Source organism: Oceanisphaera sp. (assembly GCF_048268965.1).
Taxonomy (GTDB): Bacteria; Pseudomonadota; Gammaproteobacteria; order Enterobacterales; family Aeromonadaceae; genus Oceanimonas.
Window position 1 is genome coordinate 71,615 of the sequence record NZ_JBLWUK010000003.1, and the last position, 26,600, is coordinate 98,214.

Below are 26,600 nucleotides of genomic sequence, written 5' to 3' on the forward strand. Positions count from 1 at the left end.
GAACAGGACTCTTACATTATGGCTATTGATAAATTACCCCCGGGTATAGGCAATAATGCGCCGCCTGCCCCCAATAAATACCAACAAAACGTGGCTTCCGACTCCGCAACCGGCGCCCGGCCCAGTGCCACATCGAACACCCAGGACTCGGTGACGCTGACGCCTCAGGCCCAGCGCCTTGGTCAGGTGCAGCAAACCCTGGTCAATTCGCCGGCCCCGGATAACAGTGCTCGCATAGAAGCATTGAAAAAAGCCATTAACGAAGGCAGTTATCAAGTAGACAGTGATAAGCTGGCGGCAAATATTGCCCGCTTCGAACAGGACCTGGAAGGCCTTTAAATGTCTATTGCTGCGCTGCTACACCAACAGAAATTACAACTTGAGCAATTGCTGGATCTTACCCGGCAGGAGCTTGAATTGATTGTAAAACGTAAAGCCCTTGAACTCCCCCCGCTGACCGAACACAAGCAAAGCCTGCTGACGCAGATTCAGACAACCGACGGCGAACTGGCCAGTCATCCCGAGCGAGAGCAGTTAAAGGGGGACTTTAAAGAGCAGGTCAGCCAGCTCCGTGACTTGGTAGATGAGTGCCAGCAGCAAAGTCAGGTGGCCGAACAGCTGCTGGAACAATCGCTGAACGGGGTTCGCCAGCTGACCAATATTTTGAGCAAGCTCCATGAACGCCAAACCATGACCTATGACCAGAAAGGTCACACCAAAGGCATCAACAAAGGCGTCGGCTTCAAGGTTTAATTTCAGCACACCAGATCCGGCGCTGCCGGATTTAGCTACTACATTCGCAATGTATGCGCTGCTGTACCAATATATTGCACGGATGTAGGCACTGCTTTAGCTGTGCAATGTGGCGTGGCCACATCCCAATGCTGATATATCATACGTCATCACATCCAACCAAAGTGCCTATTCAGCTTACGGGCATGAACCTGTGCATCAGATCCTGCTGCGCAGGATTTAGCAGCTAAAGCAGCTACTACATTCGTGCTGTATGTTGGCTAGGCGTTGCCGTAACGGTTATCTCCCGAGCCGCAGCTTTTCGTACAGCTTTAAATCCAGTTCCAGCTCGGTAATGTACATGTCTCCGTCGGGATAGCTGTTGACCACCCGGGCGCCACGCACGACGCCCCGGCTGCGGTTGCTGACGATACCGTCTTGCAGTATCTGGCTGTTCATGGTGCTTGAGCTAACGCTCAGTACGCCGCCCAGTTGTTCGGTCAACTCGCGATACGCATCCATTTTGGAGGCTCGCATGGCATGCAACAGCTTTTGTTGGTGGTCAAGAGGCTTTTGCAGGCTGATGGGGGCGTAGCCTACCGCATACAGATGATTTTTTGCCGCTTTCACGCCGCCCTGCTGGGTGCTGCAGCCTGCCAGAACCACTAGCAATAACAGCCAATATTTACTTCGCATAACGGCTCCTTTCTGCCGGGGTGATCACTCGTGTTTGTGGGACTTTGCCCTGCACCAGGCCGCCGACTAAATACTCGGGAATAAACTGCTGGGCGCTGGCAATCAGGCTGTTGTCTGCCTGAGTGACCAAACGGGCATTGACCAGGCGTCCGCCCGTGGTTTCACTGACGGTCCCCTGCAGTAAGTAACGGGCCCCAATACGCGAGTTCAGCTGGCGATAGTCCCGGCTGGTACTGATGTCGCCTTCGGGGGTGATGCGTATAAACGGCAAGGTTTTAAAGTCCACCACATTCAGGCCATACTGATTAAGCTGAAACATCATGGTTTCGGACAGCAAGCGGCCGAAGTCGTCTTGTGTTTGGTAATCTTGTTGATCGACAAAACCACTGACGGCGATGACCGACTGATTATTCAGATTATGGGCGCTGGCCACCAACTGGTATGCCAATGCCGACATATGCTGCTGTAGCAGGGTTTGGCCGCCCACCAGTGACGGGCCAGCCGGGGGCAGATACGCGCTGCGCGCGCCAGAGCTCATGCGCATTGGCACACCGTCCTGGCTATGCCGGGGCGAGGCTTCAGGCCGGGGCAAGGGACCCAGGGGCTGACGCTGGGGATAGTGGGATGCATGAGCATGGGGCAGATGGTGATGCTGAGCATCAAACTGCGGTTCTTCTGTCGCCGTGCAGGCACTCAGGCCCAGCACGGCTACCAGAAAAAAGGCTTTACTCATCATGACTCCCGTTAATGTAAAAGATATCCATTGGGTTATCGGCCCCTCTGCGGCAAACTTTACTCGCGGCCAATATCACGTGGTAAATATAACGCTCGGCGCCGTGTTTATCTTTAACTGACCGCTTCTGGCTTACTTTGGTGTTTATCAGGCAAGGTTTTTGCATAATCCTTGCCAAGACTTGACCGACACCGTGCCTTTTATTGCACGGCCGTCTCTACACAGGATACCCCAGTGTCAATAAAATCCCTTTTGCCTGCCTTGCTGTGTCTGTTACCCCTGACCCTGCCCTTAACGGCCCACGCCGACTGGTATCAAGCCGAAGGCTCGGCATCCTTAAGCCTGGGGACCGAATCTGCCCGCCAGCAAGCCCTGGAGCAGGCTCTAACCGATGCCTTGCTGCAGGCCGGGGCCTCGCTGACTACGGTGCAGTCGGTCACCAACGGCATGCTTTCTGGTCAGCATCTGGATGTGGCGGCTCAGGGTGAGCTGATGGATTATGTCATTGTGAAGGAGCATCAGGCTCAGGGCCGGCTGTGGCTTACCTTGAGGGCCGACATTTGGCCCAATGATCAACTACAACCTCAGTGTGCGGGCAGTTATCATCCCGGTATCGCCCTCAGCAGCTTTCCGCTGCAGCACCCCGAGCAGGCCCGGTTTGGACAGATTTTTGATTTGGGCACGGCCGTGACCGCCAAACTGGCACAACTTCTGACGCCCAACGTCAATTTGATGACGCAGCTGCCCTACCAGGTCACCACCGACAGCCAACTGCCCCGCAGCCCGGGGCTGCGCCAGGGTGGAGATGTGTTAGCCAGCCAGCAGCAGTCCAGACTGCTGCTAAGCGGTGTTATCAATGACATCAGCATGGAAGAAGGTAACTGGGTCAAGTGGCGCTTCAGCAATATGCCCCGCCAGTTCAGTGTGTTGGTGACGCTGGAAGACAGCTTTACCGGCGAGCGTCTGCTGCAACGGCATTACCAGACTGCCGCCCCCTGGTCTTACGGCAAGCGCGCCCGGGTAAAGGTACAAGAGCAGGATTTTTGGCTGTCGAGCTATGGCCAGTCGGCCAATCAGCTGCTGCAGCGTATTGCGCGCGATGTGGTTCATGCCCAGTCGTGCATGAAAGCCATCGGCCATATCTTGCAGCAATCCGATGAAGGCATCTTGATGGATCTGGGCCGCCAGGCCGGCATTAAACCGGGTGACCGCTTTACCCTCATTCATCGCCGCCAGCTGCAGCCCGGTTACTACAGCGAAACCTCCGCCAAGGCGCAGTTTGTGGTACAGCAAAGTCACACCGACTACAGCCTGCTCACGCCGGCAGACAGACAGGCCAGACAAGTCCGGATCACCCCCGGCGACATACTGACCGCCATACACTAAAAGCGGCCAGCTTTCTTTGCCGTCATCCTGACACACGTCAGGATCTCGGTGGGGGTTTATCTTTCTCTGGGCGCTTGGGGCCTGGCGCTGTTTTGTTCGGCTTTCTTTGCCAGCGGTGCACGCTATAGGTAAACTGTGATCATACTTGTTGTCTGGATTACTCTCATGAAGCAGCTCCTTGAATTTATCCCCCTGATTATCTTTTTCGCTGTCTATAAAACCGTCGATATCTACGCCGCTACCGCTGCCCTTATGGGGGCCACCTGTGTTCAAATGCTGTTTTTCTGGTTCAAGCATAAAAAGCTGGAAAAAATGCACCTGATCACCCTGGCGCTGGTGCTATTTTTTGGTGGCCTGACCATGTTCTTTCAAGACGATGCCTTCATTAAATGGAAAGTCACCGCCGTGAATGGCCTGTTTGCTCTCGGACTGCTGGTCAGCCGTTACGGCTTTCGCAAAAACCTGATCAAGCAGATGCTGGGCAAGGAAATGACCCTGCCCGACAGCATTTGGGATAAGGCCAATCTGGCCTGGGTGGGTTTCTTTGCGGTGTGTGGCGCACTCAATGTGTATGTGGCCTTCAGCCTGTCGCAAGAAGTGTGGGTCAACTTTAAGGTGTTTGGCCTGCTGGGCATGACACTCTTGTTCACCTTTGCTACCGCTATTTATCTGTATCGCCAGCAGCAGGCGCTGGAAAAGTAACACGGCCAGCAGCGTTCACAATTTCAATCGATTGCAGGCTGCCCACGCAGCCTGCTTTTATTTAAGCTCACCCCACAACAAGGAACAGAGAAAATGTGGTATGTCATTTTTGCTCAGGACAAGGCAAACAGCTTGCCGTTGCGTAAAGAGGCTCGCCCGGCTCATTTAGGCCGCTTGCAGGCCCTGGCCGACGAAGGTCGCTTGCTGGTAGCCGGCCCTACCCCGGCCATTGATGCCGAAGATCCGGGCGAAGCAGGCTTTAGCGGCAGCACCGTGATTGCCGAGTTCAGCTCCTTGGCTGCGGCTCAAGCCTGGGCCGATGCCGATCCTTATGTGGCTGCCGGCGTGTATGACTCGGTCATCGTCAAACCCTTTAAAAAAGTCCTGCCCTGAATATAACCGGCTACGGCCGGTTTTTTTATACCTCGTAAAATAGCAGCTGCCCCCTGCGCTGTTTATCTCTTTAATTCACCGTTTCTGGCTTAAAGCGGGCTGCTTTCTTTGCTCTTCCCCCATCACTCCTCACAATGAAAAGCTCGGTTTTTGTGCATAAATTGGCAATATCAGTACTTATGGTCAAGGCTTGGTAGTGTCCACTGGACAAAAAACGACCAAACCTTCATCAAGGAGTGATTAAATGACTAAAGCACTGCTATCCACTTTACTCGTTGCACTCGTGGCGGTATCGGCGCCTAGCATGGCTCAAGAAACAGAAGCACCCCCTGCACAGGACGCCGTTATTACCAGTATCAACATCAATAGTGCCAGCGCAGAGCAACTGGCCATGTTAACGGGCATTGGGTCGGCGAAAGCCCAGGCCATTGTTGAGTACAGAGAAGCCAACGGCGCTTTTGACGCGATAGATGATTTGGCAAAGGTCAGTGGAATTGGACCTGCCACCATAGAAAAAAACCGCCACTTGCTAACGGAATAAGCGGTTAAATTAAAAGGTCGCCAGGCCTTGGCCTTCCCAATATAGTCGGGAGGGCCACTATTGGTTATGATAAGCTATTCTTCTTTATTCTGATGACGATCATGCCTTCAACCAAATCTTCAAACCAGTCCGATATTCAGCCAGAACACACCGTCAAGCCCAAGCCATCCCAGTCGTTAATCCGTAAAGCCGTGATCCCGGTGGCTGGCTTGGGTACTCGTATGCTGCCCGCGACTAAAGCGATCCCCAAGGAAATGCTGCCCGTGGTCGACAAGCCGCTGATCCAGTATGTGGTTAACGAAGCGGTAAAAGCGGGAATAAAAGAAATCGTGCTGGTGACCCATGCCAGTAAGAACTCGATTGAAAACCATTTTGATACCAGCTTTGAACTGGAAGCCACGCTGGAAAAGCGGGTAAAGCGCCAGTTGCTGGAGGAAGTACAGCGTATTTGCCCACCAGACGTCACCATCATGCACGTGCGTCAAGGCGAAGCAAAGGGGCTGGGCCATGCCATCTTGTGTGCTCGCCCACTGGTTGGCGATGTGCCGTTTGCCATCTTGCTGCCCGATGTGCTCATTGACGATGCCAGCTGTAACCTGCACCAAGATAACCTGGCGGCCATGATCCGTGCCTTTGATGGCAGTGGCCACAGTCAAATACTGGTAGAGCCGGTAGCCGAAGAACAAGTCGACCAGTTTGGTATCGTCGATGTTGGCCCGCGCAGCCTGACACAGGGCGAGTCTGCCGCCATCAAGGACATGGTAGAAAAACCACAACGCGAAGAAGCGCCCTCCAATTTAGCGGTTGTGGGTCGTTATGTGTTGTCTGCCGATATCTGGCCGCTGTTAAGCAAAACCCCCCAGGGTAAAGGTGATGAAGTGCAGCTGACCGATACCATCGCCATGTTGATGGAACAGCAAGCGGTTGATGCCCATCACATCACCGGCAAAAGCCACGACTGCGGTAACAAGCTCGGGCTGATGATGGCCAATGTGGAGTTTGGCTTGCGACACTCGGAGCTGGGTGAAAATTTCCGTAGTTATTTAAAACAACTTAAATATTAACGGCTAACGAAGGGTGAAGGGTGAAGGGTGAAGGGTGAAGGGTGAAGGGTGAAGGGTGAAGGGTGAAGGGTGAAGCGAACCCTTTACTCTTTACCCTTTACAGCAAGTCCTTTTAATCCTTTTAGCGATAGCAGGCCGTGAGTTTGATTTTTCCGCCAAAACTGCCTTGCAGGGTGACATTGAAAGGAAAAGCACAAGGATAACTCAGCTGGTTGGCATTCAGGGCTTTCAGCCCAAGGGGGCCGGCATTGCACTGCGCCAGCCACGGGTTTCCCGTCATACCGCCATTGGCCAGCAACACCTTGTTGCTGTTGCCCTGCAGCCGAAACAACGCCAGGTTGATTCGACAATCGAACCCCGCATCCATAATCAACTGGTTGAGATACTCCAGGGTTTTTGCCGGATTATTAAGCATGGCATTGGGCTGGTTTTGGTATTGTCGTTGGGGTTCGTGCAGTAAAAAGGTCAGCAGGGTCATCACTATGGGCGTGTCTCTGCTCAGGGGGTCAAACTCCGCCAACAGCAACAACACATCCTGATCCAGCTTGATGTACTCGGCAAGCCACCAGGGAGAGCTTTGTCGACAGCTCAGCCTCCAGTCACCCAGCTTTTGTTCCGACAACTGGCGCCAGCTCTGACATAAACGGCTGGCGGCCATATCGTGTTTGCGAAAAAAATCCACATGCTCGTCAAGCTCGGCACACAGCAGCTGGGCATTGGGCTTGAGGCAAGCCGTGATCACCTCTTCTACCTGCCGCCAATGCCGTATGGGCTTGATTAAATAGTCCTGGGCACCGACGCGCAGGGCGTGCGCCACATCGGCCATTTTTTTCCGCCTCGACACGGCAATCACCGGCAAGCCCGGAAAGTGACGCTTGAATGCGCTCACTATGTCCGTCTCCCCGGGGACGGTCGCGCTCATGTCACTCAACACGACATCGGGCGCATGCAAGCCGGCCTGATACAGGCCTTCGGCTCCGTTATCCACTTCAATCACTCTCGCCCCCCACAGCTCAAGATAAGCCAACATCAGCCGCCGGAAGGCACTGTCTCTTTCTATCAACAGGATCAGTGGAGAGTCTTTAAACATCGGATTAGCTAGCAAGGTTATGAGGTATACTCTGATCCTAGTTTAATTTCGGCCTCACCGCCGAGTTTCGATTAGCCGATTATACGCCCTCGCCATCATGAGGGCATGCCACTCGGCTTTATCGGGAAAGGTTTTTTCATTGGGTAGTAATGGCATTATGACACCGGCAGAATATCAGGCACTGACTTCCCCCAAATTATCGCACCCGGCACGCAGCCTGTATCAACTCTACTTGCAGCATCAGGCGCGTGGTGATCGCACCCAGGCGCTGGACTACCCGGTGCTGGGCAAGGCATTGGCGGTACAGGGTGAAGGGGAATACCGTTATCGCGTAACGCCCGCCACCCTGACCCAGCTCGTGGACGAGTTGCTGGCTGCCGGCTTGTTGAGCCTGGTAGAAAATCCGCATCCCCAGCATTATCATGGCGCGGTATTTTCGCTCCCGCTGAAGCGGCTTCGCGGCCTGGCTCCGCTCCCTGCTCGCCAGTTTGCCATGCACCCGGAGTGGCGACCAGATGACCAGTTTGAGGGCCTGGCACGATTGTGCGGCTTGCTCGACACTCATATAGATGAAACCGAGCTCGGCGAATTTATTGCCTATTGGCTGGGCCGGCCCGAAGTCTTTGAAAACCAGCATCAGTGGATGCTGAAACTGGTCCGAAAACTGAAAAGTCAGCGCAGCATCAAGCGAGTGCCCGCCCCACAAGCCGAGGCAGGGTATCAGCAGCTGCCAACCAAGACCGAAACCGGCCCCAGCAAACGGGCTCAACAAATGATGGCGGAGGCCCAGCGCCTTAACGCCGATAACCAGGAAGACTGCGCATCTGATGAAAAAGACAGCTGAAGAAATTGCCGCCGACCTGAATGACATTGCTCGTCGCCGTCGTCGCCCCAAGCCACAAAAAGACACCACTCCGGCCGCCGCCAAGGGCGACGTCAAACAGGTGCTTAACCGGCTGCAACAACTGAGAGCCGGCGGCACACTGCCCGAGTACGACTACTTTGAGCTCAAGCGTCAATATGAGCAGCAAGCAAACCTAGACGTGCAAAAGGCCCAGGCCCAGGCTAAACAAAAACGCACCGAACGCCTGCTGGCACAAGCCGATCTGAATGCGGAGTGGGTATTCGACAATATGGACAGGGATGACCCCGCCTTGAGCCACCATATTGATACCGCTCATCACTTCATTAATGCCTTTGATCACTGGAAGGAAAAAGGCGGTGCCGCCATCCTGATTTACGGTGACTTTGGCACCGGCAAGTCGACGTTGGCCGGCGCCATTGCCCATGATCTTATTTATCAGCATCAAAAGTCGGTTATCTTTCAACAATGGGCTTCCGTGGTGGACCGGCTGTTTTTCGGGGTCATCGAAGATCAGGAAAGTCGCAACCAGTATCGCCGCGCACTGGAGGAAGTGGATTTATTGATCCTCGATGAAGTGGCCGCCAACCGCGCGCGACTGGCCGAGAGTCAGTCCAGCTTTCTGGGCCACTTGCTGCGCCGGCGCCGTAACCTGGCAAAAAGCGTGATTATTATCACCAACCATGATCCCCAGTCTTTGCACAGGGCGGTGGGTGACTTTTGCTTCGAAGCCATTAAGGCCTTTCACCCCGTTGATATTGCCCTGCACGGCCCGAGCCGCAGGCCCGATATTGGCGACTACCGAAGCTGACCACACCCCGGTCATGTGACTTTTAACACCCGCGGCTATGCTTAGCATTGATTGAACAGGATGATCATCATGCCGTGGGTTTATGCGCGTTTTAGTTTGCGGGTGTACATTACCTGCCTGTTTTCTGCTTTGGTTATATTGCTGGGCAGTGTGCTGATTTATGCCCAGCATCGCCATAACAGCGTCTATATCCTGGCCAACAGCCAGCAGCGTCTGGACGCGCTGGGCCACCGGCTCAGTCAACGGCTGGAGCACAGCCTGCAGAATATCAATACCGGCCTGACCCTGATGCAAAGCAATGGGGTCACCCTGGCCAGTGCCGAGTCAGATCCTGGCCGCTGGTGGCCGCTGCTGCATCCCTTGCTGCTGGCCAATCCCCACGTGGTTGCTTTTTATGTGGGCGAACCCGATGGTCGGGGGCTGTTCTTTCGCCGGGTATCGGATCACGCCAGGCGCACTGCGCTTGCTGCTCCTTTGGCAACCGAGTTGATATTAGAAATCCTGTCACCTCAAGCGGCTACCCGACGCTTCTATTTTGATCAACACCACCAGTTACTCGACCAGGGTGTGGTTGACGCCCCCGCCAATGCCGTGCCGTTCGATGTGCGAAGTCGGCCCTGGTTTATTCCAACCCTGGCTCAGCAGGGCTTGCACCTGACGGCTCCCTATCGCTTTCATGCCGCCAATAATGTCCTGGGGCTGACCCTATCCATTGGCGATACCGGCCAGCAAAGAGTATGGGCGGCCGATCTGTTGTTAACCGACTTGAATCATGCCCTTAAAGAAGGTTCTCCCCAGTCCCACACCTTGCTGCTGCAAGCTCCCGGGCTAGACATACTGGCCAGCAGCGAGCTCCTGCCCTCCCCTTCGCCTTCTGTTCAGGACCTGGGCGGTTTATCCGTGCTGGCGAGCCAGCCCGAGCTCACGAGCTGGCGTCATCAAGTTAATGGAGAAACCTGGCTGGGGCAGCAACAGCCCCTCAGCCTGGGCATCAACCCGCATCATTCTCTCGATTTGCGCCTGGTCACTCTGGTGCCCTACCAGACGCTCATGGCCAAGGCTTTGACCTTCAGTCGTGAGCAAGCCTGGCTGACCCTGTTGATCATCATCCTGAGCTTGCCACTGGTGATGATGGCGGCCCGGGCGATTTCCCGCCCTTTGACGCAAATGGCCGCAGACATGAAAGCCATTCAGGCCTTCGACTTTACCCACTTCAAGGCGCGCCGTTACTTCTATCAAGAGCTGGATGCCCAGGCGCAAGCCATGACCTTGATGAATAACACCCTGGCCGGTTTTATCAAGGAGCTGCATTCTTTATCACAGAGTGATGACTTTAATAACTTATTGCAGCGGGTCAGCACGGGCATCAAGCACCTGAGTGGCGGGCGCCGCTGCCTGGTTTATCGAGCCAAACAGCAGGATAACGAGCACAGTCTGGTGTTGCTGGACAAACATCGGCAACACCGCATTACCTTGCCCGAGCAGATGACGGGGGATGCCCTGTCCGCCTTTATGGTGCAGACTTTTTCCGATCAGGCGTTACGTTTCGAGCCCCCCTGGCTGTTGTATGATCGCTTCGGGCAACTCAACGGCGTGATCATGCTGGGGATGAGCCATGAGGCTGCCGCGCTTTCTGCCGGCAAGCGTCGCTTTATTGCACATTATTGTGACTTCGCCAACATAGCCCTCGAGGACTTGTCGCTGTTTGAGCAACAGCAACTGATGACAGAGTCGATGATCCGCGTGCTGGCCGCAGGCATAGATGCCAAGTCTCCTCACACCAGCAAGCATTGCCAGCGCGTGCCCGAACTCACCCTGATGCTGGCCCGGGCCGCCCAGGACAGCCAGACCGGCGACTATGCCGACTTTCAGTTAACGGAGCAGCAATGGGAAGCCCTTTACCTGTCCGCCTGGCTGCACGATTGCGGCAAGCTGGTCACCCCCGAGCACCTGCTGGATAAAGCCACCAAGCTGGAAACCCTGTACAACCGGTTGCATGAAATAAGAATGCGTTTCGAGGTGCTAAAGCGCGACGCGGATATTCGTTATTGGCAAGGGGTCGCGAGCGGTGAAGACGAGGCGGAACTGGCCGCCCGACGCCAGCAGCAACAACAGCAGCTTGATGAGGATTTCGCCTTTATTGCACAGTTGAATAAGGGCGATGCCAGAATAAATGCCGCCCAGCAAGCGCGCCTGGATAACATTGCCGCACAAAGCTGGATGCGTACTCTGGATAACAGGGTGGGATTATCCTGGGAAGAAGAGCTGCGCCTGGGCCGTAAAATACCACTGCCGGCTCGGGAGAGCCTGCTCGCCGACAAGCCCGAGCATCAGATCCCCTACCCGGAAAAAGAGCGCATCGCCCCCAATAATGACTGGCAGATTACCCTGCAACAACCCAGGCTCAAGCAACATTTGGGCGAGCGGTATAACCTGGCCATTCCTCACGGCACACTCACCACCGAAGAGCGCTACATCATCAATGCTCACGTGGTGCATACCCTGATCATGCTCAGCGAGCTGCACTATCCTGCCCATTTGAGTGACGTGCCAACCCTGGCGGCCAGCCATCATGAACGTATGGACGGCACCGGGTACCCGCGGGGCATCAAGGCGGCCGAGTTGCCGCTGCAGGCTCGCATGATGGCGCTGGCCGATATATTTGAAGCCTTGACCGCCTCCGATCGCCCCTATAAAGAGGCCAATGGCTTGCACAAGACGCTGTCGATCATGGCCGACATGGTGAAAAGACAGCACCTGGATCCGGTGCTGTTTCGCTTTTTTGTCGAGCAGGAAATTTATCTGCAATATGCCAAGCAGTACCTGGCGGCAGAGCAACTGGACCAGGTAAACAAGCAGCAGATACTGGCGGCAGCCGGTTTGCAACGGGAAGAATAAATCTGTTAAAAGCGCAGGTAGAGTACCGCCAGCAGGCCGGCCCCCAATAACAGCTTGTTTCTTAGTTTGCGCGGCATGTTGGCCAGTCGCCAGACCAAGCCGGCTTTGGGCAGCTGGCTGGCCAGCCCTAACAAGTCGGGGCCGGACTTTTCTTGCTGGCGGCGCATTTGATTGGACAACAACTTCAGCCGCAGCGCCTCGGCCTGTAGCTGTAACAGTTGCTGTTCTTCTTTTAATGACTTGTGCATGGGTTACTCCTTTAAAGACCAGTCGGCCATGGTCTTTTTGCCTTGCACATACGCCACGTCTTCTTGCAGTTCGTGCAGTGTTTTCGCCAAAAATCGTCGCTGCCCCATGAGGTTGCGGCTAATCGACCAAAATGCCCATATCATCAGCAGTAGCATGACCGCCGACAAGGCAAAAAATACCCATACTTTGGCTTCGGGTGACAACACCGCATTCAAACCAAACAACAGGCTGATGTAAGACATTAAAAACAGCATGACCGCCACAAATGCCAATATACCCAGCCGTACCATGCGCTCTTTTTGCGCAACAAATTCGATACGGGCCATTTTAAAGCGTACGAATAACAGCTCGGTAACGGTATGCAGCAACTCCTTCAACGAATTGATTTGGCCACTCATCAATAGACCGTCCTTTGCATTAAAGTGCGGTCGGGCATGGATATGACCGCAACCCGACAGAAAATAAAATATTGTTAAGCATAACAGGCAGGGCTGCTTAGCCACGCCCAGCGCGACGCATTATCTCGACGCGCTGGGCGCACTCGCGGTTAGCGGCCGCAACGGCTTAAGAATGCACCCAAAACCAGGCCCACCACGGCAGCAATACCGATCGCATGATAGGGTTTTTCATGCACCAGATCGTTGGTGCTGGCTGCAGCCTTGCGCGTGCGCTCCAGAACGGTGCCTTCCAGCTCCGCATATTGTTGCTGCGCCTTGCTCAACTGGGCTTTCAGCTTTTCCTTTAACGCTTTGCCTTCGGTGCTACCATCGTCAACCGCCGCCTTGTAGAGCGCCTCGGCATCTTTCAGTACCTGCTTTACGTCTTCCATTAATACCGCTCTTTCTGCTTCGTAGTTCAGGCTCATGTCGCCTCCTTGTCTCGTCAGAAATACACATCTTGTATTAAACAATTCAATGCGCAATGCCTGTTTACCATATCCACTAAGCCGCTAATTAGCCAGTCCGCAGCAATACTTTTGGTTGTTGCCGAGTCGTGCAACGACTGGAGATGACGGATGACGGCCATCGATTAGTCCGCCACCGTCAAGCGGTAGTCGGGGGTCGTATTCAACGGGCAGGAGTAAAGGTATTCGCCGGGTTCAAGCTCTATTTCATAATCCCGGCTCGTCCCCATGCTCAGGCCACCGCCGGAGACGCCAGGCAGCAGTGCCCGGTCCAGCAGACCGGCCCCCCGAAGCCAGAACCCCAGCTCGTAGGGCACATCCCTGTTGTGCACCCTGAAGATATAGCGACCGGGTTCAAGCTCCAGCGTGCGAGCTTGTGCCAGCCGCTCAACGGCGGTCTCGGCATTGATGCGATCACAATCGGCCTTGGCATGAGTGATATAGCCGTGATCCACCCCGTTCTCGCTTTCGATAAACTGACAGCCGGTCTGGGTCAGCTCTATGACCACCGGCTCTGCGGCCCGCAGGGTAAAAGGCAAGGCCAGTGCCAGGGTGCAAACACTGGTGCGAAAAAGCAGGGCAAGAAAAAAATTGTTCATGGTATTACCTCCATGTTATCCGGTTCATAAGCAATGCCGCATAACAGGTGTAGATCTGCCGTCATTCCCGCGAGGGTGACGATAAAGGCAAACCTAGCACCAAAATCCACATCTGTTATAAGAGAGCACTTACAGGACAGACCTCTCCGGGGCTCGGTCCCGGTATTCGAGAGCCTTGCTGAAGAGAGCCTTGCTGAAAATGACCGGCACAAGCGGCAAAAACATACCGCTTTTGAGGGCGCTAAGCTGAGGGGCGTTTTTCTCCGGTATTGTCTGCACATCGCTGATACCAAACTGAGTAAGTAACTGGTCTGTTTATCTGCTCAGTAAAGGCCGAACGAAGGGTCTACTCCACCGACACGCTGCAAGCACATCCCTGTGGCGCTCAAACACATGACATATATGGACACCTCGCTTACTGCAAGTGGGATTTTCGTTATTGTTGGTAGCCAGGATAAACTGCATACATATATACGGCCTATATTGGTGAGCATACTTGGTCTGCTCTGGCCCTAATGAGAACCGCACCCTTGCAGCATAATCATCCTTGCGGAATCCAGGTTCCGTGTCATGTTACAGCGTTGGCAAGGGTCGGTCTTACCTGTTACCACATTAACGTTACATCCTCGTGCAGTTCGTCGGGGTGATAGAACTCTTTTTTTATTGCTAAACCGTTCTTTTTTCTAATCTTGCTATCAATGATTAAGCCAGTCGGTAATCCGTTCCCTTAGACAACATTGCCCAGATAATGCGTGCTAACTTATTCGCGATAGCTATCGCAGTTCGTGCTTCACCACGGCGCTCAATCAACGTTTTGGCCCATAATGAAATCCGGTCTTCGGACTTATCTAGATGACGGATGATCGACCAAGCTCCCTGTACCAATAACCAGCGTAAGTAACCATTACCCCGCTTGGTAATGCTACCTAGCTTTTGTTTACCGCCACTAGAATGCTCTTTGGGAACTAAGCCCAAATTAGCGGAAAAGTGACGACCATTACGATAGTGGCGTGCATTGCCTGCGAAGGCGACCATCGCGGTAGCGGTAATATCACCGACGCCTTTGATTTCTTTCAGCCGACGACAGGCTTCATTATCACGACACTGGCGACGTATATCTGCCTCCAGTTGCTTTATCGACTCGTCGAGTGCTCTCCACTCGTCCAACAAGCCTTGAAAATACATTCTAGCCTGTGGCGTCAATTCGTTATCGGCTACTTCCAATATATCGGGCAGTGCTGCCTGAAATGAATCCTTCCCCCGTGGCTGAACAATACCGTACTCATTCAGCAGGCCACGTAATTGGCAAATGAGCCGAGTACGCTCCGATACGCGTCGTTCGCGGATACGGTGGACCAGGTTCATATCCGTTTGCTCCAAGGTTCTGGGGGTGACGGTTGTGATATTAGGTCGCTTCGCCGCCTCACAGATAGCGAACGCATCGTTACGGTCATTCTTGTTACCTTTGACGAATGGCTTCACATGCTGGGGTGGTAGTAACATGACGGTATAGCCAAGCTTCTGCAACGTTCTCCCCCAGTAGTTAGATCCGCTACAGGCTTCCATCGCAATAGTTGCATCAGGGTGCTGGAGCAGAAGCTTCAGTAAGTTGGGACGCCGAACCTGGCGGTTAAATATCGGCTTGCCTGCTTGATTCACGCCACAGACTTGAAACACATTCTTTGCCAAATCGATACCAATCAGCGTAATGTTCATAGTGGACACCTTTTGTGATGATATTTGAGTGCGTAACCCAAATATGGCGCGTAATGACGCCGGTTGCACAAGAGGTGTCCATCTCATCATCCTTGTCATGTGATGGTCGGTGGAGTAGATCCCTTCATCCGCCCCCAGCTGCGGAGTTGCCTGTAGGTGCTATCTACAGACAACTCGGTGCTTGTGGAGAGGCAACAGAGATCGGCTCCCACGACCGTGAAATGACAGGGATGTCATTTCCCGAGCCCCCAGGGATGGGTTTATGGCGTGTCGTGGGAGCTGACTCTGTTTCCTCTGGTACTCAGCTTTAAAATAGATCATGTTTTTACTTAGATTGGTATGACAAGATCACGCGTTTGAGGCGCTTCAGAATGTTCGAGACCCATCACCTCTTCAAACTCGCCTTCAAGCCTGTCTTGCACCCAACCTATGGCTGAGCAAAATTCCCCCCATAAAAAAAGCCCTGCTAACCAGCAGGGCTTTTTACATGGGTTTCCAACTTAATTGTCGGTTTCCAACTTGATGGTCACGGTTTCCAACTTAGCTGGCCGTGATCACCACAGGTCGCTTTACTCGTAAGCAGACATGGGCAGGCAGCTGCAGAACAGGTTCCGGTCGCCGTACACGTCGTCGATACGGTTCACTGTGGGCCAGAACTTGTTGCGACGCACGTCGGCTGACGGGAATACCGCCTGCTCGCGGCTGTAAGCCCGGTTCCATTCGCTGTCCATGACGTCATCCTGAGTATGCGGCGCATTGACCAGGGGGTTGTCTTCCAGGGTCCAGGTGCCGTTTTCTACCTGACGAATTTCTTCGCGGATCTGCTTCATGGCGAAGATGAAGCGATCGATCTCGGCCTTGGACTCGGACTCGGTCGGTTCGATCATCAAGGTACCAGCTACCGGGAAGCTCATGGTCGGCGCATGGAAACCGAAGTCGTTGAGGCGCTTGGCCACGTCCATTTCGCTGATACCGCTGGTTTCTTTCAACGGACGCAGATCCACGATGCACTCGTGGGCGACGCGATCGTTACGACCGGTATACAGGATAGGGTAATCCTCGGCCAGGTTCTTCATCAGGTAGTTGGCGTTAAGAATCGCCAGCTGAGTGGAACGCTTCAGACCTTCATCCCCCAGCAGCGCGGTATACATCCAGCTGATGGGCAGTATGCTGGCCGAACCGAACGGCGCGGCAGAGACGGCGCCGTTGTCACGACTTTCCTTATCGGTTTTAACGACTGCATGGCCGGCCACGAAGGGGGCCAGGTGTGCTTTCACGCCGATGGGACCCATGCCCGGGCCGCCGCCGCCGTGCGGAATGGCGAAGGTCTTGTGCAGGTTGAGGTGCGATACGTCGCCGCCGATGAAGCCGGGCGAGGTAATGCCCACCTGGGCGTTCATGTTGGCGCCATCCATGTACACCTGTCCGCCATAGCTGTGGATCACTTCACACACTTCGCGGATGTTCTCTTCGTACACACCGTGGGTAGACGGATAGGTCGCCATGATGCAGGACAGGTTCTCGCCGGCTTCAGCCGCCTTGGACTTGAGATCCGCCATGTCGATGTTGCCCTGCTTGTCGCAAGCTACCACTATCACCTTCATGTTGGCCATCTGGGCAGAGGCCGGGTTGGTACCGTGGGCCGAGCTCGGGATCAGGCAGATATCGCGGTGGCCCTCGTTACGGGACTCATGGTATTTCTTGATGGCCAGCAGACCGGCATATTCGCCCTGGGCGCCCGAGTTGGGCTGAATGCAGATGGCATCGTAACCGGTGATTTTTACCAGCCAGTCTTCCAGCTCGGCAATCATCTGCTGATAACCCTGGGTCTGATCCAGTGGCGCGAAGGGGTGGATCTTGGACAGTTCCGGCCAGCTGATCGGCACCATTTCGGCGGTGGCGTTGAGCTTCATGGTACAGGAGCCCAATGAAATCATGCTGTAGTTAAGCGCCAGATCTTTCATTTCCAGCTTGTGGATGTAGCGCAGCATCTCGGTTTCGGAGTGATACTTGTTGAACACTTCGTGAGTCAGGATGGCGTTGTCGCGCTTGAGCTCGGCCGGAATGGAATCGGTGCCGGCAGCGGCTTTGGTGTCCAGTGCTTCTACGTCCAGGCCATGGCCTTCGCCGAGGAAGATATCGAACAGCTCGGCCACATCGTCGCGAGTGGTGGTTTCCGACAGCGACACACCCAAAGCACCGTTCAGATCGGTACGCAGGTTAACGTCTTTGGCCAGCGCACGCTTGATGATGGCGTCTTTGTCTTCGCTGATCACGGTCAGGGTGTCGAACCAGGTATCGTGCTGGAGAGACACACCCTTGGACTTGAGGCCCAGAGCCAGAATGTCGGTCAGGCGGTGTACGCGGTTGGCGATGCGCTTAAGGCCTTCAGGGCCGTGGTAAACGGCGAAGAAGCTGGACATGTTGGCCAGCAGCACCTGAGCGGTACAGATGTTGGAGTTGGCCTTTTCGCGGCGGATATGCTGCTCGCGGGTCTGCATTGCCATGCGCAGTGCCGGCTTGCCACGGGTGTCCTTGGAGACACCGATGATACGGCCTGGCAGTGAACGCTTGTAAGCGTCGCGGGTGGCGAAGAAGGCAGCGTGCGGGCCACCGTAACCCATGGGCACGCCAAAGCGCTGGGCGTTGCCCAGTACCACGTCGGCGCCCAGTGCGCCCGGCGCCTTCAGCAGCACCAGCGACAGAATGTCGGCGGCCACACAGGCAATGCCTTTCTGGCTCTGTACCTTTTCGATCAGTCCCTTGATGTCGCGGATCTGACCGGTAGTGGATGGGTACTGGAACAGGGCACCGAATACCTCGTGCTCAACCACGGCGTCGGCCGGGGCAACCACGATTTCAAAACCGTAGTGCTCGGCACGCTCTTTAACCACGTCTTTGGTTTGTGGGTGAACATCATCGGCGATGAAGAAGGTATTGGCTTTCTTGTTCTTGCTGACGCGCTTGGCCAGAGCCATGGCTTCGGCGGCGGCGGTGGCTTCATCCAGCAGCGAGGCGCTGGCCAGATCCAGGCCGGTCAGATCCTGAGTCACTTGTTGGAAGTTGAGCAGAGCTTGCAGACGGCCCTGGGCAATCTCGGGCTGATAAGGGGTATAGGCGGTATACCAGCCCGGATTTTCCAGCACGTTACGCTGGATCACCAGAGGCACATGGGTATCGTGATAGCCCATGCCGATATAGCTCTTGCTGACCTTGTTTTTCTGGGCCAGGGATTTCAGGTACGCCAGGGCCTCAACCTCGGTGCGGCTGGCACCGATACCCAGCGGCTGGTCGTTGAAGATGTTGGCGGGTACCGTCTGCTGGATCAGATCGTCCAGCGACTCGGCGCCCACCACGGCCAGCATCTCGGCCACATCCTGGTCGGTCGGGCCGATATGGCGACCGATAAAGGCATTATTCTGCTCAAGTTCAAACAAAGACTGGGTCATTTATTCACTTCCTTAAATAGGCCAGCTGTGCGGATAAAAACACAGACAACCGGCCTCTGGGGGGTACTTGCCGGCAAGGTCTGGATATGTGATTGCAGGGTCGAATATAGTCGACCAAACACCACCTTGGAGCAGGGTTTGGTCGATGTATATGGCTCCTTAGAAAACCGAGGCGCAGGTTTTTCAAGGGTTTCCCCTTCTCTGCCATGGGTCTGGCCATTGAAATGGACGCTAAGGAGCAATATGAAGCCCCCAATCAGGGGGCCCGGGATTATTCTTCGTCGATGCTGCTTTCGTAACCTGCGGCATCCAGCAGCTCGTCCAGATCGGACTCGTCAGCCAGCTTGATGCGGAACAACCAGCCGTCACCGAAGGAGTCGGAGTTAACCAGCTCTGGGCTGTCTTCCAGCTCTTCGTTGATGGCAATGATTTCACCGCTGACCGGCGCATAAATATCGGAGGCGGCTTTTACCGACTCACAGACGGCGCAGTCTTCACCGGCATCGACGGTGCTACCTACTTCGGGCAGCTCAACAAACACCATATCACCCAACAGTTCCTGCGCGTGCTCGGTAATACCAACCACGGCTTCACCGTTACCTTCCAGACGTACCCATTCGTGGGAGCGGGCATACTTCAATTCACTGGGGATATTGCTCATTAAATTGTTCCTCTTGTTGATTCAACTTGATTCTTAAAATTCGGCAACCGCTTTGCCGAAGCGTACGAAGGTCGGCTTGACAACCGACACCGGCATCCATTTTTTACGCATTTCCACTTCAGCATTGGCTCCCACCGAACGCGGTACCCGCGCCAGGGCAATGCTGTGTCCCAGTGTAGGAGAGAAAGTACCGGAAGTGATAACGCCCTGTTGTTCCTGGCCCTGGTCGTCGGTAAAACGTACCGCAGTACCGGCGCGCAGCACGCCTTTTTCCTTCATGACCAGGCCAACCAGCTTGGGCTGATCGCCAGCGGCTTTCTGGGCTTCAAGTGCGGCGCGGCCGATAAAGTCACGCTCGGCCGGCTCCCAGGCGATGGTCCAGGCCATGTTGGCCGCCAGGGGAGACACGGTTTCGTCCATGTCCTGACCATAGAGGTTCATGCCCGCTTCCAGACGCAGGGTATCGCGAGAACCCAGGCCACAAGGACGCACGCCGGCGGCCTGCAGGGCATTCCACAGCTCGACAGCCTGGTCGACTGGCATCACGATTTCGTAGCCGTCTTCACCGGTATAGCCGGTGGAAGCGATAAAGAGATCGCCGGACTGCACACCGAAGAAGGGTTGCATGCCTGCCACGGCGGCGTTCTGCTCGGCACTGAATACCTGAGCGGCCTTGGCCTTGGCATTAGGGCCCTGTACCGCGATCATCGCCAGATCGGTACGTTCGGTCAGGGTGACATCAAAGCCCTTTGACTGCTCGCCCAACCAGACCATGTCTTTGTCGCGGGTGGCGGAGTTCACTATCATGCGATAGTCGTCTTCGGCGAAGAAATAGGTGATCAGATCATCAATCACGCCGCCCTGCTCGTTCAGCATGGGGCTGTAAATCGCCTTGCCGGACTCGCTAATGCGCGCCACATCGTTGGCAAGCAGTCGCTGCAGGAAGGCTTTGGCCTGGCTACCTTTGACATCGACTATGGTCATGTGAGAAACGTCGAACATGCCGGCGTCTTTACGCACAACATGGTGCTCCTCAAGCTGAGAACCATAGTTGATAGGCATATCCCAACCGTGAAAATCTACCATTTTGGCACCGGCAGCAACGTGCTCCGAGTGCAAAACTGTTTGCTTGGTCATTAATGCGCTTCCTTGTATTCAAGCATTATCTGTAAACGATAATCTGATAGTACTTTTAATTATACTTAAGTCGACTCAGGATAAAACCACACAAAGTGTAAAGTTTTTTTAAATTATCAAAATGTGATCAGTTCTACGGCAAATTTGATTAAAAATGATACTGAAAAAGCGGTTCGGGCAAGAAAGTGCGGGATCGGATTCATTCGGCCGCTTTAAAGCCCACTTTGATTTGAACACTCTGTATACAATACATGGCAAATAATAAATACCGAACCTTTTAAGTCCGGTATTTATTCGCCAGTAGTGCCGGACGGGTTCCGGCTTTCTTGGCAAGCTGCGTTACTTTTTGGATAAGCTGGCTTGCAAACCACTGGTCCCCAGGGCGTGCGCGGCCAGTTTGCGCTTAACGGGCGTCAGGCGATTGGTCAGGTTGAGTCCTGCGCCACGCAGCCCTTTCAACAGGGGGTTGTCGAGCCCAAAGAGACGTTTAAGCCCTTCCATGGCCGCTAACAGAGTGGCCGCCTCGGTTTTGCGCCAGCGCTCAAAGGATTTCAATTCGGCCAGGGCGCCAATATCGCGCCCTTCCTGGTGCAGGCGCGTCAAGGTGTCGGCAAGTGCCGCCGCATCCTGCAGCCCCAGATTCACGCCCTGCCCCGCCAGGGGGTGAATGGTATGCGCCGCATCACCAATCAAGGCCCAGCGCGGGCCACAAAACTGCTGGCTGAAACGGGCCTTCAACGGAATCGTCATCCTGGGGCCCAACAGCTCGCACTGCCCCAGTCGCATATCGAAGGCCAACGCCAGGGCCTTGTTGAAGTCGGCATCCGGCAAGGCCAGTCGTGCAGCTGCATCCTCGGGGGCACAAGACCAGACGATAGAACACTGATGCGGGTCGGCCAGCGGCAAGAAGGCCAGAATGTCGTTGCCACGAAAGACTTGTCGTGCCGTGTGTTGATGGGGCTCGGCGGTGGCCACGGTGGCGACCAGCGCATGATGGTCGTAGTCCCACTCCATCATGCCGGGTTGTAATTGTTCCCGCAGCCAGGAACGGGCCCCGTCTGCGCCCACCAGCAAGCGGCCGGTGATGGGAATACCGGTATCCAGCAGCACAAAAGCGCCCTGCTCACTCACCGAGACGGTATGGGCGCGGGCCGGCAGGTGCAAGTCGATGTGTGGCCGGGTTCTGGCCTGCTCGAGCAGGCTGTGCTGCAGCAGGCGATTTTCGACTATGTGCCCCAAGTGAGACTGATGCATAAGCGCCGCAGAAAAGTCGATACTGGCTCCGGTATCGGCTTCCCACACCGCCATTTGGGTGTAAGGGCCAAGGCGTTCTTGCTGGCTGGGCCAGGCGTGAAGCCGCTCGAGCAGGGTTTGCGAGGCCAGGTTAATCGCACTCACCCTGTTTTCGGGGACCGCCGGCAGCGTTGGGTCGGGCATCTGTCCTTCAATCACCGCCACCTTCAAACCGCTTTGTTCGAGTGCCAGCGCCAGGGTGAGCCCCACCATGCCGCCGCCAATTATGATCACATCCGTTGCTTGCATCGGGTTACCTCTTGCCCATGGCCTGCCAGGCCAGGCTGTGTTTCAAGGAGCTGCAGGCTGCCATCGTCATCAGCCCCAGGTTGCGACCCGCGGCCAGCACGGGATGATCATTGGAAAACAATAAGGCCAGTGCCGAAGTGATGCCCACCAGTGCCGCCTGATCCGCTTGTCGTGATTGTCCGTAGCGGCTGAGCAGCTGATGACTGCCCAGATCCACCGGGTGTTCTGCCTCCGATGGATCCAGCAAAGCCTGGCGTACCTGCTCAACCAGAGCCGCCACATCGCGCAGCCCCAAGTTAAAGCCTTGTCCGGCAATGGGGTGCAGCAGGTGCGCGGCATTGCCGACCAGCACCACCCTGTGATGCCAGGGCCGCGTCACTTCATCCAGTACCAAGGGGTAACAATGTCGGGTGCCGGTGCGGGTGATGCGCCCCAGTCGATAGCCAAACTCCTGCTGTAACCGGGTTAAAAACGCACTGTCGTCACACGCCATCAACTGCTTGGCCCGGGCATTGGACACACACCACACCAGCGAGCAACGCTCACCACTCATGGGCAAGAGTGCAATGGGCCCTTCGGGTGTAAATCGTTCGAAGGCCCGGCCTTGATGGGGCATGGCGGTTTGCACATTGGCAATAATGGCGCTTTGCTGGTAGTCGAACTGGCGACGGGGAAGCTTGAGCTGGCGACTTATTCGGGAATGGTGGCCATCGGCGGCAACCAGCAAGCTGGTGGTTAGCCGCTGGTCATTATCCAGCGTCACCATCACCTGGTCCGCTGCTTGTTGCCAGGTGGCGATTTGTGCGGGGCAAAACAGCTCAATCGCCGGGTGCTGCTGTAATTGCTGATACAATAGCTGCCCCACAGGCGCAAGTTCTATCACATTGCCCAGCGCCGGCACCGAGTAATCCTGCGCCTGCATGTTCACCTGCCCGAAGTGCCCCTGATCGGAGACTTGAATCGCCGTAATGGGGGTGGCCAGATCACGCAACAAGGACCAGAGTCCCAATTGTTGCAGTAACTCACAACTGTGGCCGGCCAGGGCAATGCTGCGGGCATCAAACCCCGGGTGCCGGTTTTGGTCGGGAGCCGATCTTTCTATGAGCGCAATGCGCAATGTCGAGCCATCGGCACGCTCAAGCTGGCTCAGGCCTAATGCCAGTACGGCACCGGCCAGGCCGCCACCGTTAATTACCACATCATAATGGGTCATGAGGCTGAACTGTCGCTATTAATGCAGAGTGGGTCGCTGGGGCTGAGGCTGGCCCTTGCCAAACTCTTCGAATGCCAGGGTAGCGCCTAATTTCAGGTGTTCGTAAAGCACCACGAAGGCGGTTTCGCTTTCTTCGTCTTCCTGATCGAAGTCACCGGACACCTGAGTAATGCTGCTGATATCCTGGATCATCTCCTGAAGCTCGCTCGAGGCCTTGTTCAGCTCCTGCTGCACCACCCCAAAACCGGCCAGAAAGGCGGCGGCCCATTCCATCATGGCTTCCAGACGGTCGTCTAGCGGCTCGTCGTCGTCCGGCATGAGCAGTTCGAAGCGGCTCTGATTAATCAATTCTTCATAAACACGTGAAAACAACAGGTTGACTGCTTTTTTCAGCTCTGTTGGCAGTTCAAAGTCGTCGTTTAGCAAGGCATTGAAGTGCTGCTGCCAGCGAGGATCATTCTGCGCCATACCGCCACAAATCAGGCCACAAATCACACCATGTACTTCGGCGGCGGTCACCACCATGTTGTGATGTTCCAGTAAGCTAGTAAATGCGTCGTAGTTAAGACGGGCCTTGTCGTTCATCAGTTACTCGATAGGTAAAAAAGAGAGATTTATATGGCAGATCCTAGCATTGTGACCTCTCTCAGGCCAGCCGCCCCTTGAAACTTATGGTGCGCCGCTATATAGTCGCCAGAATTTCATCGTCTACTGCAATCAGCCATCTGAGGACCACATGACCACAGCGGCAATCGATATTGTTATTCTTGGCCGACCTTATAAGATTGCTTGTCCTGTAGGGCAGGAAGTTGCATTGCAGCGGGCGGCAGATATGCTTAACGAGCGTATTAGCAACTTCAAGCAAAGCGGCAAGGTGGGCTCGAATGAGCAAATAGCCATTATGCTGGCACTGAATGTGTGCCATGAGCTTGAACTTGAAAAAGATAAAAATAACCAATATGCTGACGGCATGAATCAGCGCATCAAGCTGCTGCAGCATACCATTGAAGAAGCCCTGGCTAACAAAGTTAGCTAACTTTTGGTAAACTCTGCAACCAGAGCGCTTAGACACCAGTTTAGCTTTCCCTGGGGTGTTCGTCAGCAGGGTGACGTCCCTGAGCCGATAATCACAGCACAGGAAAGCCGCGTTACTTACTATTGTGCATGCTCGGCCCGACCGAGAAGCCTGCGGTAGATACCGGTTTTCCGCCTTGAACCGTACGGTTCAAGGACTCACACCCGCAACGGCACCCTGGGGATCCCTTTCAGCTAGCAGCTTTGTTGTTTAAACGGCATGTTTAAAATAGCGTGCTTCAAACAGACTGTGCAGAGCTGACGGCCAATCGCTTCCTGCGATATTTGGTAATACTCCTGCTCTATTGCACCTGAAAATCCTGTTACAATTGTCACGTCTCCCCATGCAACAGGTAACCTCTTTAATGACAGAACAACCCAATAACCCTTTGCACGGCATTACCCTCAAGGCACTGCTGACCGAACTGGTCGAGCGTTATGGCTGGGAAGAGCTGGCAAACCGGGTGAACATCAACTGCTTTAAAAACGATCCCAGTATCAAGTCGAGCCTGACTTTTTTGCGCCGTACGCCCTGGGCTCGAGAACAGGTGGAAGCCCTTTACCTGGAACTGATAGCAGGCCCCTGGGGTAAATCCAGGAGATAAAGCTGTCAGCTAATGTTTTGCTCCTGTATTTGAGCAATTTGTTATGACTCGGCCGGAGGTACTTTTGAGCGAAAGACAGACGATACGTCAACACATACGGCAGGCGCGCCGTCAGCTGAGCCAGGCACAGCAACAGGCCGCGGCGACCAGCATAGTACAGCAGGTGGCACAGACCCCGCATTTGGCTGACGCCAACAAGGTAGCCTTGTACCTGGCCAACGACGGTGAATTAAACCCGCAACCGCTTATCGACTGGTACTGGGCCAAAGGCACTCAGGTTTACCTGCCGGTACTGCACCCTTTCAGCCCGGGACACTTGCTGTTTTTACGCTACGAGCCGGACACCAGAATGGTTGAAAACCGCTTTGGTATCGCCGAGCCCAAACTCGATATTCGCCTGCTGACTTCCAGAAACGAGCTCGATATTATCTATACCCCTCTGGTGGCCTTCGATGCCAGCGGCAATCGCATTGGCATGGGCGGCGGCTTTTATGATCGCACTCTGGCCGCCTGGCGCCACGGCCTGGGCCCTCGCCCGGTTGGCCTGGCCCACGACTGTCAGCAACTGCCGGCCATTCCCGTCGACAGTTGGGATATTCCCCTGCCAGAGCTGATTACGCCCAAACAGCACTGGCGCTGGTAAAAGCCGCATGCAAGGCAAGGCCAAATTGCTATAATACCCGTATTTGCCACTGCCAGTGCTGCCACCCGTTGCCTTGAACGGTCGCCGTGCGCACCTTAACACAGAGAAGAAACAACGCTGATGACACAAGATGAAATGAAAAAAGCCGCCGGCTGGGCCGCACTCGAATACGTTCCTGCAGGCAGCATAGTCGGCGTGGGTACCGGCTCTACCGTGAATCACTTTATTGATGCCCTGGGCTCTATTAAAGATCAGATCAAAGGTGCGGTTTCCAGCTCCGAAGCATCCAGCGCTCGCCTGCAGCAACTGGGTATTCGTCTTTTTGATCTGAACGAGATTAGCGAGTTTGCAGTCTATGTGGATGGCGCCGATGAAATCGACCCCAGCATGGCCATGATCAAAGGCGGTGGCGCGGCATTAACCCGAGAAAAAATTGTGGCCGCCGTGGCTGAGCGCTTCGTGTGCATTGTGGATGGTTCCAAAACCGTTGACGTGATGGGGAAATTTCCGCTGCCGGTAGAAGTCATTCCCATGGCGCGTGAATATGTGGCCCGAGAGTTGACCAAGCTGGGCGGCAAGCCGGTGTATCGTGAAGGGGTAGTAACCGATAACGGCAATCATATTCTGGATGTTCACGGCCTGGCAATTACCACCCCCCGTGAGCTTGAAACCCGCATCAACGCCATTGTGGGTGTGGTCACCAATGGCCTGTTTGCCGAGCGCGGTGCCGATGTGCTCTTGATTGGCACTCCCAATGGTGTAGAAACCCGACTGGCCAGCGCCAGCTAAGTAACCCCGTATAACAGGTGTGGTTCTGTCGTCATTCCCGCATAGGAACGTCATCCCCGCCTATGCGAGGATGACGTTCCTTCGCGAGGGTGACGAGAAAGACAAACTAGT

Annotated in this window: 28 protein-coding genes and 1 other RNA gene; 15 read left to right on the forward strand and 14 right to left on the reverse strand. The window is 54.9% G+C overall.

Annotated features, from left to right (window positions below; translation table 11 throughout):
- Positions 1 to 18: 18 nt before the first annotated feature.
- Entirely contained in the window at positions 19 to 339 is a 321-nt protein-coding gene (gene flgM / locus ACN0VL_RS02860; protein ID WP_417614615.1) for a flagellar biosynthesis anti-sigma factor FlgM, read from the forward strand.
- Positions 340 to 753, forward strand: coding sequence for a flagellar export chaperone FlgN (gene flgN / locus ACN0VL_RS02865; protein ID WP_417614616.1), 414 nt, complete (start codon positions 340 to 342; stop codon positions 751 to 753).
- A gap of 279 nt (positions 754 to 1,032) precedes the next feature.
- On the opposite strand, the gene ACN0VL_RS02870 is transcribed toward flgN, so the two are convergent.
- Both ACN0VL_RS02870 and ACN0VL_RS02875 read right to left on the reverse strand, forming a co-directional pair.
- Positions 1,033 to 1,428 (reverse strand): LPP20 family lipoprotein, encoded by a 396-nt coding sequence (locus ACN0VL_RS02870; RefSeq protein ID WP_417614618.1) that lies wholly within the window; start codon positions 1,426 to 1,428, stop codon positions 1,033 to 1,035.
- On the reverse strand, positions 1,418 to 2,161 hold the full coding sequence (locus ACN0VL_RS02875; protein ID WP_417614619.1) for a FlgO family outer membrane protein: 744 nt from the start codon (positions 2,159 to 2,161) through the stop codon (positions 1,418 to 1,420). Before ACN0VL_RS02875 ends, ACN0VL_RS02870 begins: the two co-directional genes overlap by 11 nt.
- A 234-nt stretch (positions 2,162 to 2,395) precedes the next feature.
- On the opposite strand from ACN0VL_RS02875, the gene ACN0VL_RS02880 reads away from it, so the two are divergent.
- From ACN0VL_RS02880 to galU, 5 genes are all read left to right on the forward strand, one after another.
- Positions 2,396 to 3,547: a flagellar assembly protein T N-terminal domain-containing protein gene (locus tag ACN0VL_RS02880; protein ID WP_417614620.1), complete on the forward strand. Its 1,152-nt coding sequence runs from the start codon at positions 2,396 to 2,398 to the stop codon at positions 3,545 to 3,547.
- 165 nt (positions 3,548 to 3,712) lie between these two features.
- Entirely contained in the window at positions 3,713 to 4,249 is a 537-nt protein-coding gene (locus ACN0VL_RS02885; protein ID WP_417614621.1) for a septation protein A, read from the forward strand.
- A 93-nt stretch (positions 4,250 to 4,342) separates the two neighbouring features.
- Entirely contained in the window at positions 4,343 to 4,642 is a 300-nt protein-coding gene (locus ACN0VL_RS02890; RefSeq protein WP_417614622.1) for a YciI family protein, read from the forward strand.
- A gap of 244 nt (positions 4,643 to 4,886) precedes the next feature.
- Positions 4,887 to 5,183 carry a ComEA family DNA-binding protein gene (locus tag ACN0VL_RS02895; protein ID WP_417614623.1) on the forward strand — a complete coding sequence of 99 codons (297 nt, stop codon included), beginning with the start codon at positions 4,887 to 4,889 and terminating at the stop codon, positions 5,181 to 5,183.
- A gap of 101 nt (positions 5,184 to 5,284) precedes the next feature.
- On the forward strand, positions 5,285 to 6,247 hold the full coding sequence (galU, locus tag ACN0VL_RS02900; protein ID WP_417614624.1) for a UTP--glucose-1-phosphate uridylyltransferase GalU: 963 nt from the start codon (positions 5,285 to 5,287) through the stop codon (positions 6,245 to 6,247).
- A gap of 121 nt (positions 6,248 to 6,368) precedes the next feature.
- Here the strand turns inward: galU and ACN0VL_RS02905 are convergent, their stop codons facing one another.
- Positions 6,369 to 7,337 (reverse strand): response regulator, encoded by a 969-nt coding sequence (locus ACN0VL_RS02905; RefSeq protein ID WP_417614625.1) that lies wholly within the window; start codon positions 7,335 to 7,337, stop codon positions 6,369 to 6,371.
- A 157-nt stretch (positions 7,338 to 7,494) separates the two neighbouring features.
- Between ACN0VL_RS02905 and ACN0VL_RS02910 the strand changes: the two genes are divergently transcribed.
- The 3 genes from ACN0VL_RS02910 (at position 7,495) to ACN0VL_RS02920 (ending at position 11,908) form a co-directional block, all read left to right on the forward strand.
- Positions 7,495 to 8,181, forward strand: a complete 687-nt coding sequence (locus ACN0VL_RS02910; RefSeq protein WP_417614626.1) for a DnaT-like ssDNA-binding domain-containing protein — start codon at positions 7,495 to 7,497, stop codon at positions 8,179 to 8,181.
- The gene (locus ACN0VL_RS02915) at positions 8,165 to 9,010 is read left to right on the forward strand and encodes a DnaA ATPase domain-containing protein (protein ID WP_417614627.1); all 846 of its coding nucleotides are present in this window, start codon (positions 8,165 to 8,167) and stop codon (positions 9,008 to 9,010) included. Before ACN0VL_RS02910 ends, ACN0VL_RS02915 begins: the two co-directional genes overlap by 17 nt.
- Positions 9,011 to 9,079: 69 nt before the next feature.
- Positions 9,080 to 11,908, forward strand: coding sequence for an HD-GYP domain-containing protein (locus tag ACN0VL_RS02920; protein WP_417614628.1), 2,829 nt, complete (start codon positions 9,080 to 9,082; stop codon positions 11,906 to 11,908).
- Positions 11,909 to 11,913: 5 nt separating this feature from the next.
- On the opposite strand, the gene ACN0VL_RS02925 is transcribed toward ACN0VL_RS02920, so the two are convergent.
- The 11 genes from ACN0VL_RS02925 to ACN0VL_RS02975 form a co-directional block, all read right to left on the reverse strand.
- The gene (locus tag ACN0VL_RS02925) at positions 11,914 to 12,156 is read right to left on the reverse strand and encodes a hypothetical protein (protein WP_417614629.1); all 243 of its coding nucleotides are present in this window, start codon (positions 12,154 to 12,156) and stop codon (positions 11,914 to 11,916) included.
- Between the two features lie 3 nt (positions 12,157 to 12,159).
- Entirely contained in the window at positions 12,160 to 12,555 is a 396-nt protein-coding gene (locus ACN0VL_RS02930) for a phage holin family protein (protein ID WP_417614630.1), read from the reverse strand.
- Positions 12,556 to 12,704: 149 nt separating this feature from the next.
- Positions 12,705 to 13,022, reverse strand: coding sequence for a DUF883 family protein (locus ACN0VL_RS02935; protein ID WP_417614631.1), 318 nt, complete (start codon positions 13,020 to 13,022; stop codon positions 12,705 to 12,707).
- Positions 13,023 to 13,186: 164 nt separating this feature from the next.
- Complete coding sequence (locus ACN0VL_RS02940; RefSeq protein ID WP_417614632.1) at positions 13,187 to 13,660, reverse strand: hypothetical protein; 474 nt, start codon at positions 13,658 to 13,660, stop codon at positions 13,187 to 13,189.
- A 702-nt stretch (positions 13,661 to 14,362) separates the two neighbouring features.
- Complete coding sequence (locus tag ACN0VL_RS02945; RefSeq protein ID WP_417614633.1) at positions 14,363 to 15,376, reverse strand: IS110 family transposase; 1,014 nt, start codon at positions 15,374 to 15,376, stop codon at positions 14,363 to 14,365.
- A gap of 569 nt (positions 15,377 to 15,945) precedes the next feature.
- On the reverse strand, positions 15,946 to 18,825 hold the full coding sequence (gene gcvP / locus ACN0VL_RS02950; protein WP_417614634.1) for an aminomethyl-transferring glycine dehydrogenase: 2,880 nt from the start codon (positions 18,823 to 18,825) through the stop codon (positions 15,946 to 15,948).
- Positions 18,826 to 19,096: 271 nt separating this feature from the next.
- The gene (gene gcvH / locus ACN0VL_RS02955) at positions 19,097 to 19,486 is read right to left on the reverse strand and encodes a glycine cleavage system protein GcvH (RefSeq protein ID WP_417614635.1); all 390 of its coding nucleotides are present in this window, start codon (positions 19,484 to 19,486) and stop codon (positions 19,097 to 19,099) included.
- Positions 19,487 to 19,519: 33 nt separating this feature from the next.
- Positions 19,520 to 20,623, reverse strand: coding sequence for a glycine cleavage system aminomethyltransferase GcvT (gene gcvT, locus ACN0VL_RS02960; RefSeq protein ID WP_417614636.1), 1,104 nt, complete (start codon positions 20,621 to 20,623; stop codon positions 19,520 to 19,522).
- A 339-nt stretch (positions 20,624 to 20,962) separates the two neighbouring features.
- Positions 20,963 to 22,165, reverse strand: coding sequence for an FAD-dependent oxidoreductase (locus ACN0VL_RS02965; protein ID WP_417614637.1), 1,203 nt, complete (start codon positions 22,163 to 22,165; stop codon positions 20,963 to 20,965).
- Positions 22,166 to 22,169: 4 nt separating this feature from the next.
- A complete protein-coding gene (gene ubiH / locus ACN0VL_RS02970; protein WP_417614638.1) occupies positions 22,170 to 23,378 on the reverse strand; it encodes a 2-octaprenyl-6-methoxyphenyl hydroxylase in 1,209 nt (402 codons plus the stop codon).
- Between the two features lie 18 nt (positions 23,379 to 23,396).
- Positions 23,397 to 23,963, reverse strand: a complete 567-nt coding sequence (locus tag ACN0VL_RS02975; protein WP_417614639.1) for a UPF0149 family protein — start codon at positions 23,961 to 23,963, stop codon at positions 23,397 to 23,399.
- 151 nt (positions 23,964 to 24,114) lie between these two features.
- Here ACN0VL_RS02975 and zapA point away from each other — a divergent pair, with 151 nt between their 5' ends.
- The 5 genes from zapA to rpiA all read left to right on the forward strand — a co-directional run bounded on the left by zapA (position 24,115) and on the right by rpiA (position 26,489).
- Positions 24,115 to 24,414 (forward strand): cell division protein ZapA, encoded by a 300-nt coding sequence (gene zapA / locus ACN0VL_RS02980; RefSeq protein ID WP_417614640.1) that lies wholly within the window; start codon positions 24,115 to 24,117, stop codon positions 24,412 to 24,414.
- Positions 24,415 to 24,458: 44 nt separating this feature from the next.
- A non-coding RNA gene (gene ssrS, locus ACN0VL_RS02985) (6S RNA) lies at positions 24,459 to 24,641 on the forward strand.
- Positions 24,642 to 24,817: 176 nt separating this feature from the next.
- Positions 24,818 to 25,057 carry a VF530 family DNA-binding protein gene (locus ACN0VL_RS02990; RefSeq protein WP_417614641.1) on the forward strand — a complete coding sequence of 80 codons (240 nt, stop codon included), beginning with the start codon at positions 24,818 to 24,820 and terminating at the stop codon, positions 25,055 to 25,057.
- 43 nt (positions 25,058 to 25,100) lie between these two features.
- The gene (locus tag ACN0VL_RS02995) at positions 25,101 to 25,700 is read left to right on the forward strand and encodes a 5-formyltetrahydrofolate cyclo-ligase (RefSeq protein WP_417614642.1); all 600 of its coding nucleotides are present in this window, start codon (positions 25,101 to 25,103) and stop codon (positions 25,698 to 25,700) included.
- 120 nt (positions 25,701 to 25,820) lie between these two features.
- Entirely contained in the window at positions 25,821 to 26,489 is a 669-nt protein-coding gene (gene rpiA / locus ACN0VL_RS03000; RefSeq protein ID WP_417614643.1) for a ribose-5-phosphate isomerase RpiA, read from the forward strand.
- Positions 26,490 to 26,600: the final 111 nt, after the last annotated feature.

Bases quoted from the DNA above. Each gene is read 5' to 3' on its own strand.
- flgM (WP_417614615.1), top strand. From the start codon at position 19: ATGGCTATTGATAAATTACCCCCGGGTATAGGCAATAATGCGCCGCCT.
- flgN (WP_417614616.1), top strand. From the start codon at position 340: ATGTCTATTGCTGCGCTGCTACACCAACAGAAATTACAACTTGAGCAA.
- ACN0VL_RS02870 (WP_417614618.1), bottom strand. From the start codon at position 1,428: ATGCGAAGTAAATATTGGCTGTTATTGCTAGTGGTTCTGGCAGGCTGC.
- ACN0VL_RS02875 (WP_417614619.1), bottom strand. From the start codon at position 2,161: ATGAGTAAAGCCTTTTTTCTGGTAGCCGTGCTGGGCCTGAGTGCCTGC.
- ACN0VL_RS02885 (WP_417614621.1), top strand. From the start codon at position 3,713: ATGAAGCAGCTCCTTGAATTTATCCCCCTGATTATCTTTTTCGCTGTC.
- ACN0VL_RS02890 (WP_417614622.1), top strand. From the start codon at position 4,343: ATGTGGTATGTCATTTTTGCTCAGGACAAGGCAAACAGCTTGCCGTTG.
- ACN0VL_RS02895 (WP_417614623.1), top strand. From the start codon at position 4,887: ATGACTAAAGCACTGCTATCCACTTTACTCGTTGCACTCGTGGCGGTA.
- galU (WP_417614624.1), top strand. From the start codon at position 5,285: ATGCCTTCAACCAAATCTTCAAACCAGTCCGATATTCAGCCAGAACAC.
- ACN0VL_RS02905 (WP_417614625.1), bottom strand. From the start codon at position 7,337: ATGTTTAAAGACTCTCCACTGATCCTGTTGATAGAAAGAGACAGTGCC.
- ACN0VL_RS02910 (WP_417614626.1), top strand. From the start codon at position 7,495: ATGACACCGGCAGAATATCAGGCACTGACTTCCCCCAAATTATCGCAC.
- ACN0VL_RS02915 (WP_417614627.1), top strand. From the start codon at position 8,165: ATGAAAAAGACAGCTGAAGAAATTGCCGCCGACCTGAATGACATTGCT.
- ACN0VL_RS02920 (WP_417614628.1), top strand. From the start codon at position 9,080: ATGCCGTGGGTTTATGCGCGTTTTAGTTTGCGGGTGTACATTACCTGC.
- ACN0VL_RS02925 (WP_417614629.1), bottom strand. From the start codon at position 12,156: ATGCACAAGTCATTAAAAGAAGAACAGCAACTGTTACAGCTACAGGCC.
- ACN0VL_RS02930 (WP_417614630.1), bottom strand. From the start codon at position 12,555: ATGAGTGGCCAAATCAATTCGTTGAAGGAGTTGCTGCATACCGTTACC.
- ACN0VL_RS02935 (WP_417614631.1), bottom strand. From the start codon at position 13,022: ATGAGCCTGAACTACGAAGCAGAAAGAGCGGTATTAATGGAAGACGTA.
- ACN0VL_RS02940 (WP_417614632.1), bottom strand. From the start codon at position 13,660: ATGAACAATTTTTTTCTTGCCCTGCTTTTTCGCACCAGTGTTTGCACC.
- ACN0VL_RS02945 (WP_417614633.1), bottom strand. From the start codon at position 15,376: ATGAACATTACGCTGATTGGTATCGATTTGGCAAAGAATGTGTTTCAA.
- gcvP (WP_417614634.1), bottom strand. From the start codon at position 18,825: ATGACCCAGTCTTTGTTTGAACTTGAGCAGAATAATGCCTTTATCGGT.
- gcvH (WP_417614635.1), bottom strand. From the start codon at position 19,486: ATGAGCAATATCCCCAGTGAATTGAAGTATGCCCGCTCCCACGAATGG.
- gcvT (WP_417614636.1), bottom strand. From the start codon at position 20,623: ATGACCAAGCAAACAGTTTTGCACTCGGAGCACGTTGCTGCCGGTGCC.
- ACN0VL_RS02965 (WP_417614637.1), bottom strand. From the start codon at position 22,165: ATGCAAGCAACGGATGTGATCATAATTGGCGGCGGCATGGTGGGGCTC.
- ubiH (WP_417614638.1), bottom strand. From the start codon at position 23,378: ATGACCCATTATGATGTGGTAATTAACGGTGGCGGCCTGGCCGGTGCC.
- ACN0VL_RS02975 (WP_417614639.1), bottom strand. From the start codon at position 23,963: ATGAACGACAAGGCCCGTCTTAACTACGACGCATTTACTAGCTTACTG.
- zapA (WP_417614640.1), top strand. From the start codon at position 24,115: ATGACCACAGCGGCAATCGATATTGTTATTCTTGGCCGACCTTATAAG.
- ACN0VL_RS02990 (WP_417614641.1), top strand. From the start codon at position 24,818: ATGACAGAACAACCCAATAACCCTTTGCACGGCATTACCCTCAAGGCA.
- ACN0VL_RS02995 (WP_417614642.1), top strand. From the start codon at position 25,101: ATGACTCGGCCGGAGGTACTTTTGAGCGAAAGACAGACGATACGTCAA.
- rpiA (WP_417614643.1), top strand. From the start codon at position 25,821: ATGACACAAGATGAAATGAAAAAAGCCGCCGGCTGGGCCGCACTCGAA.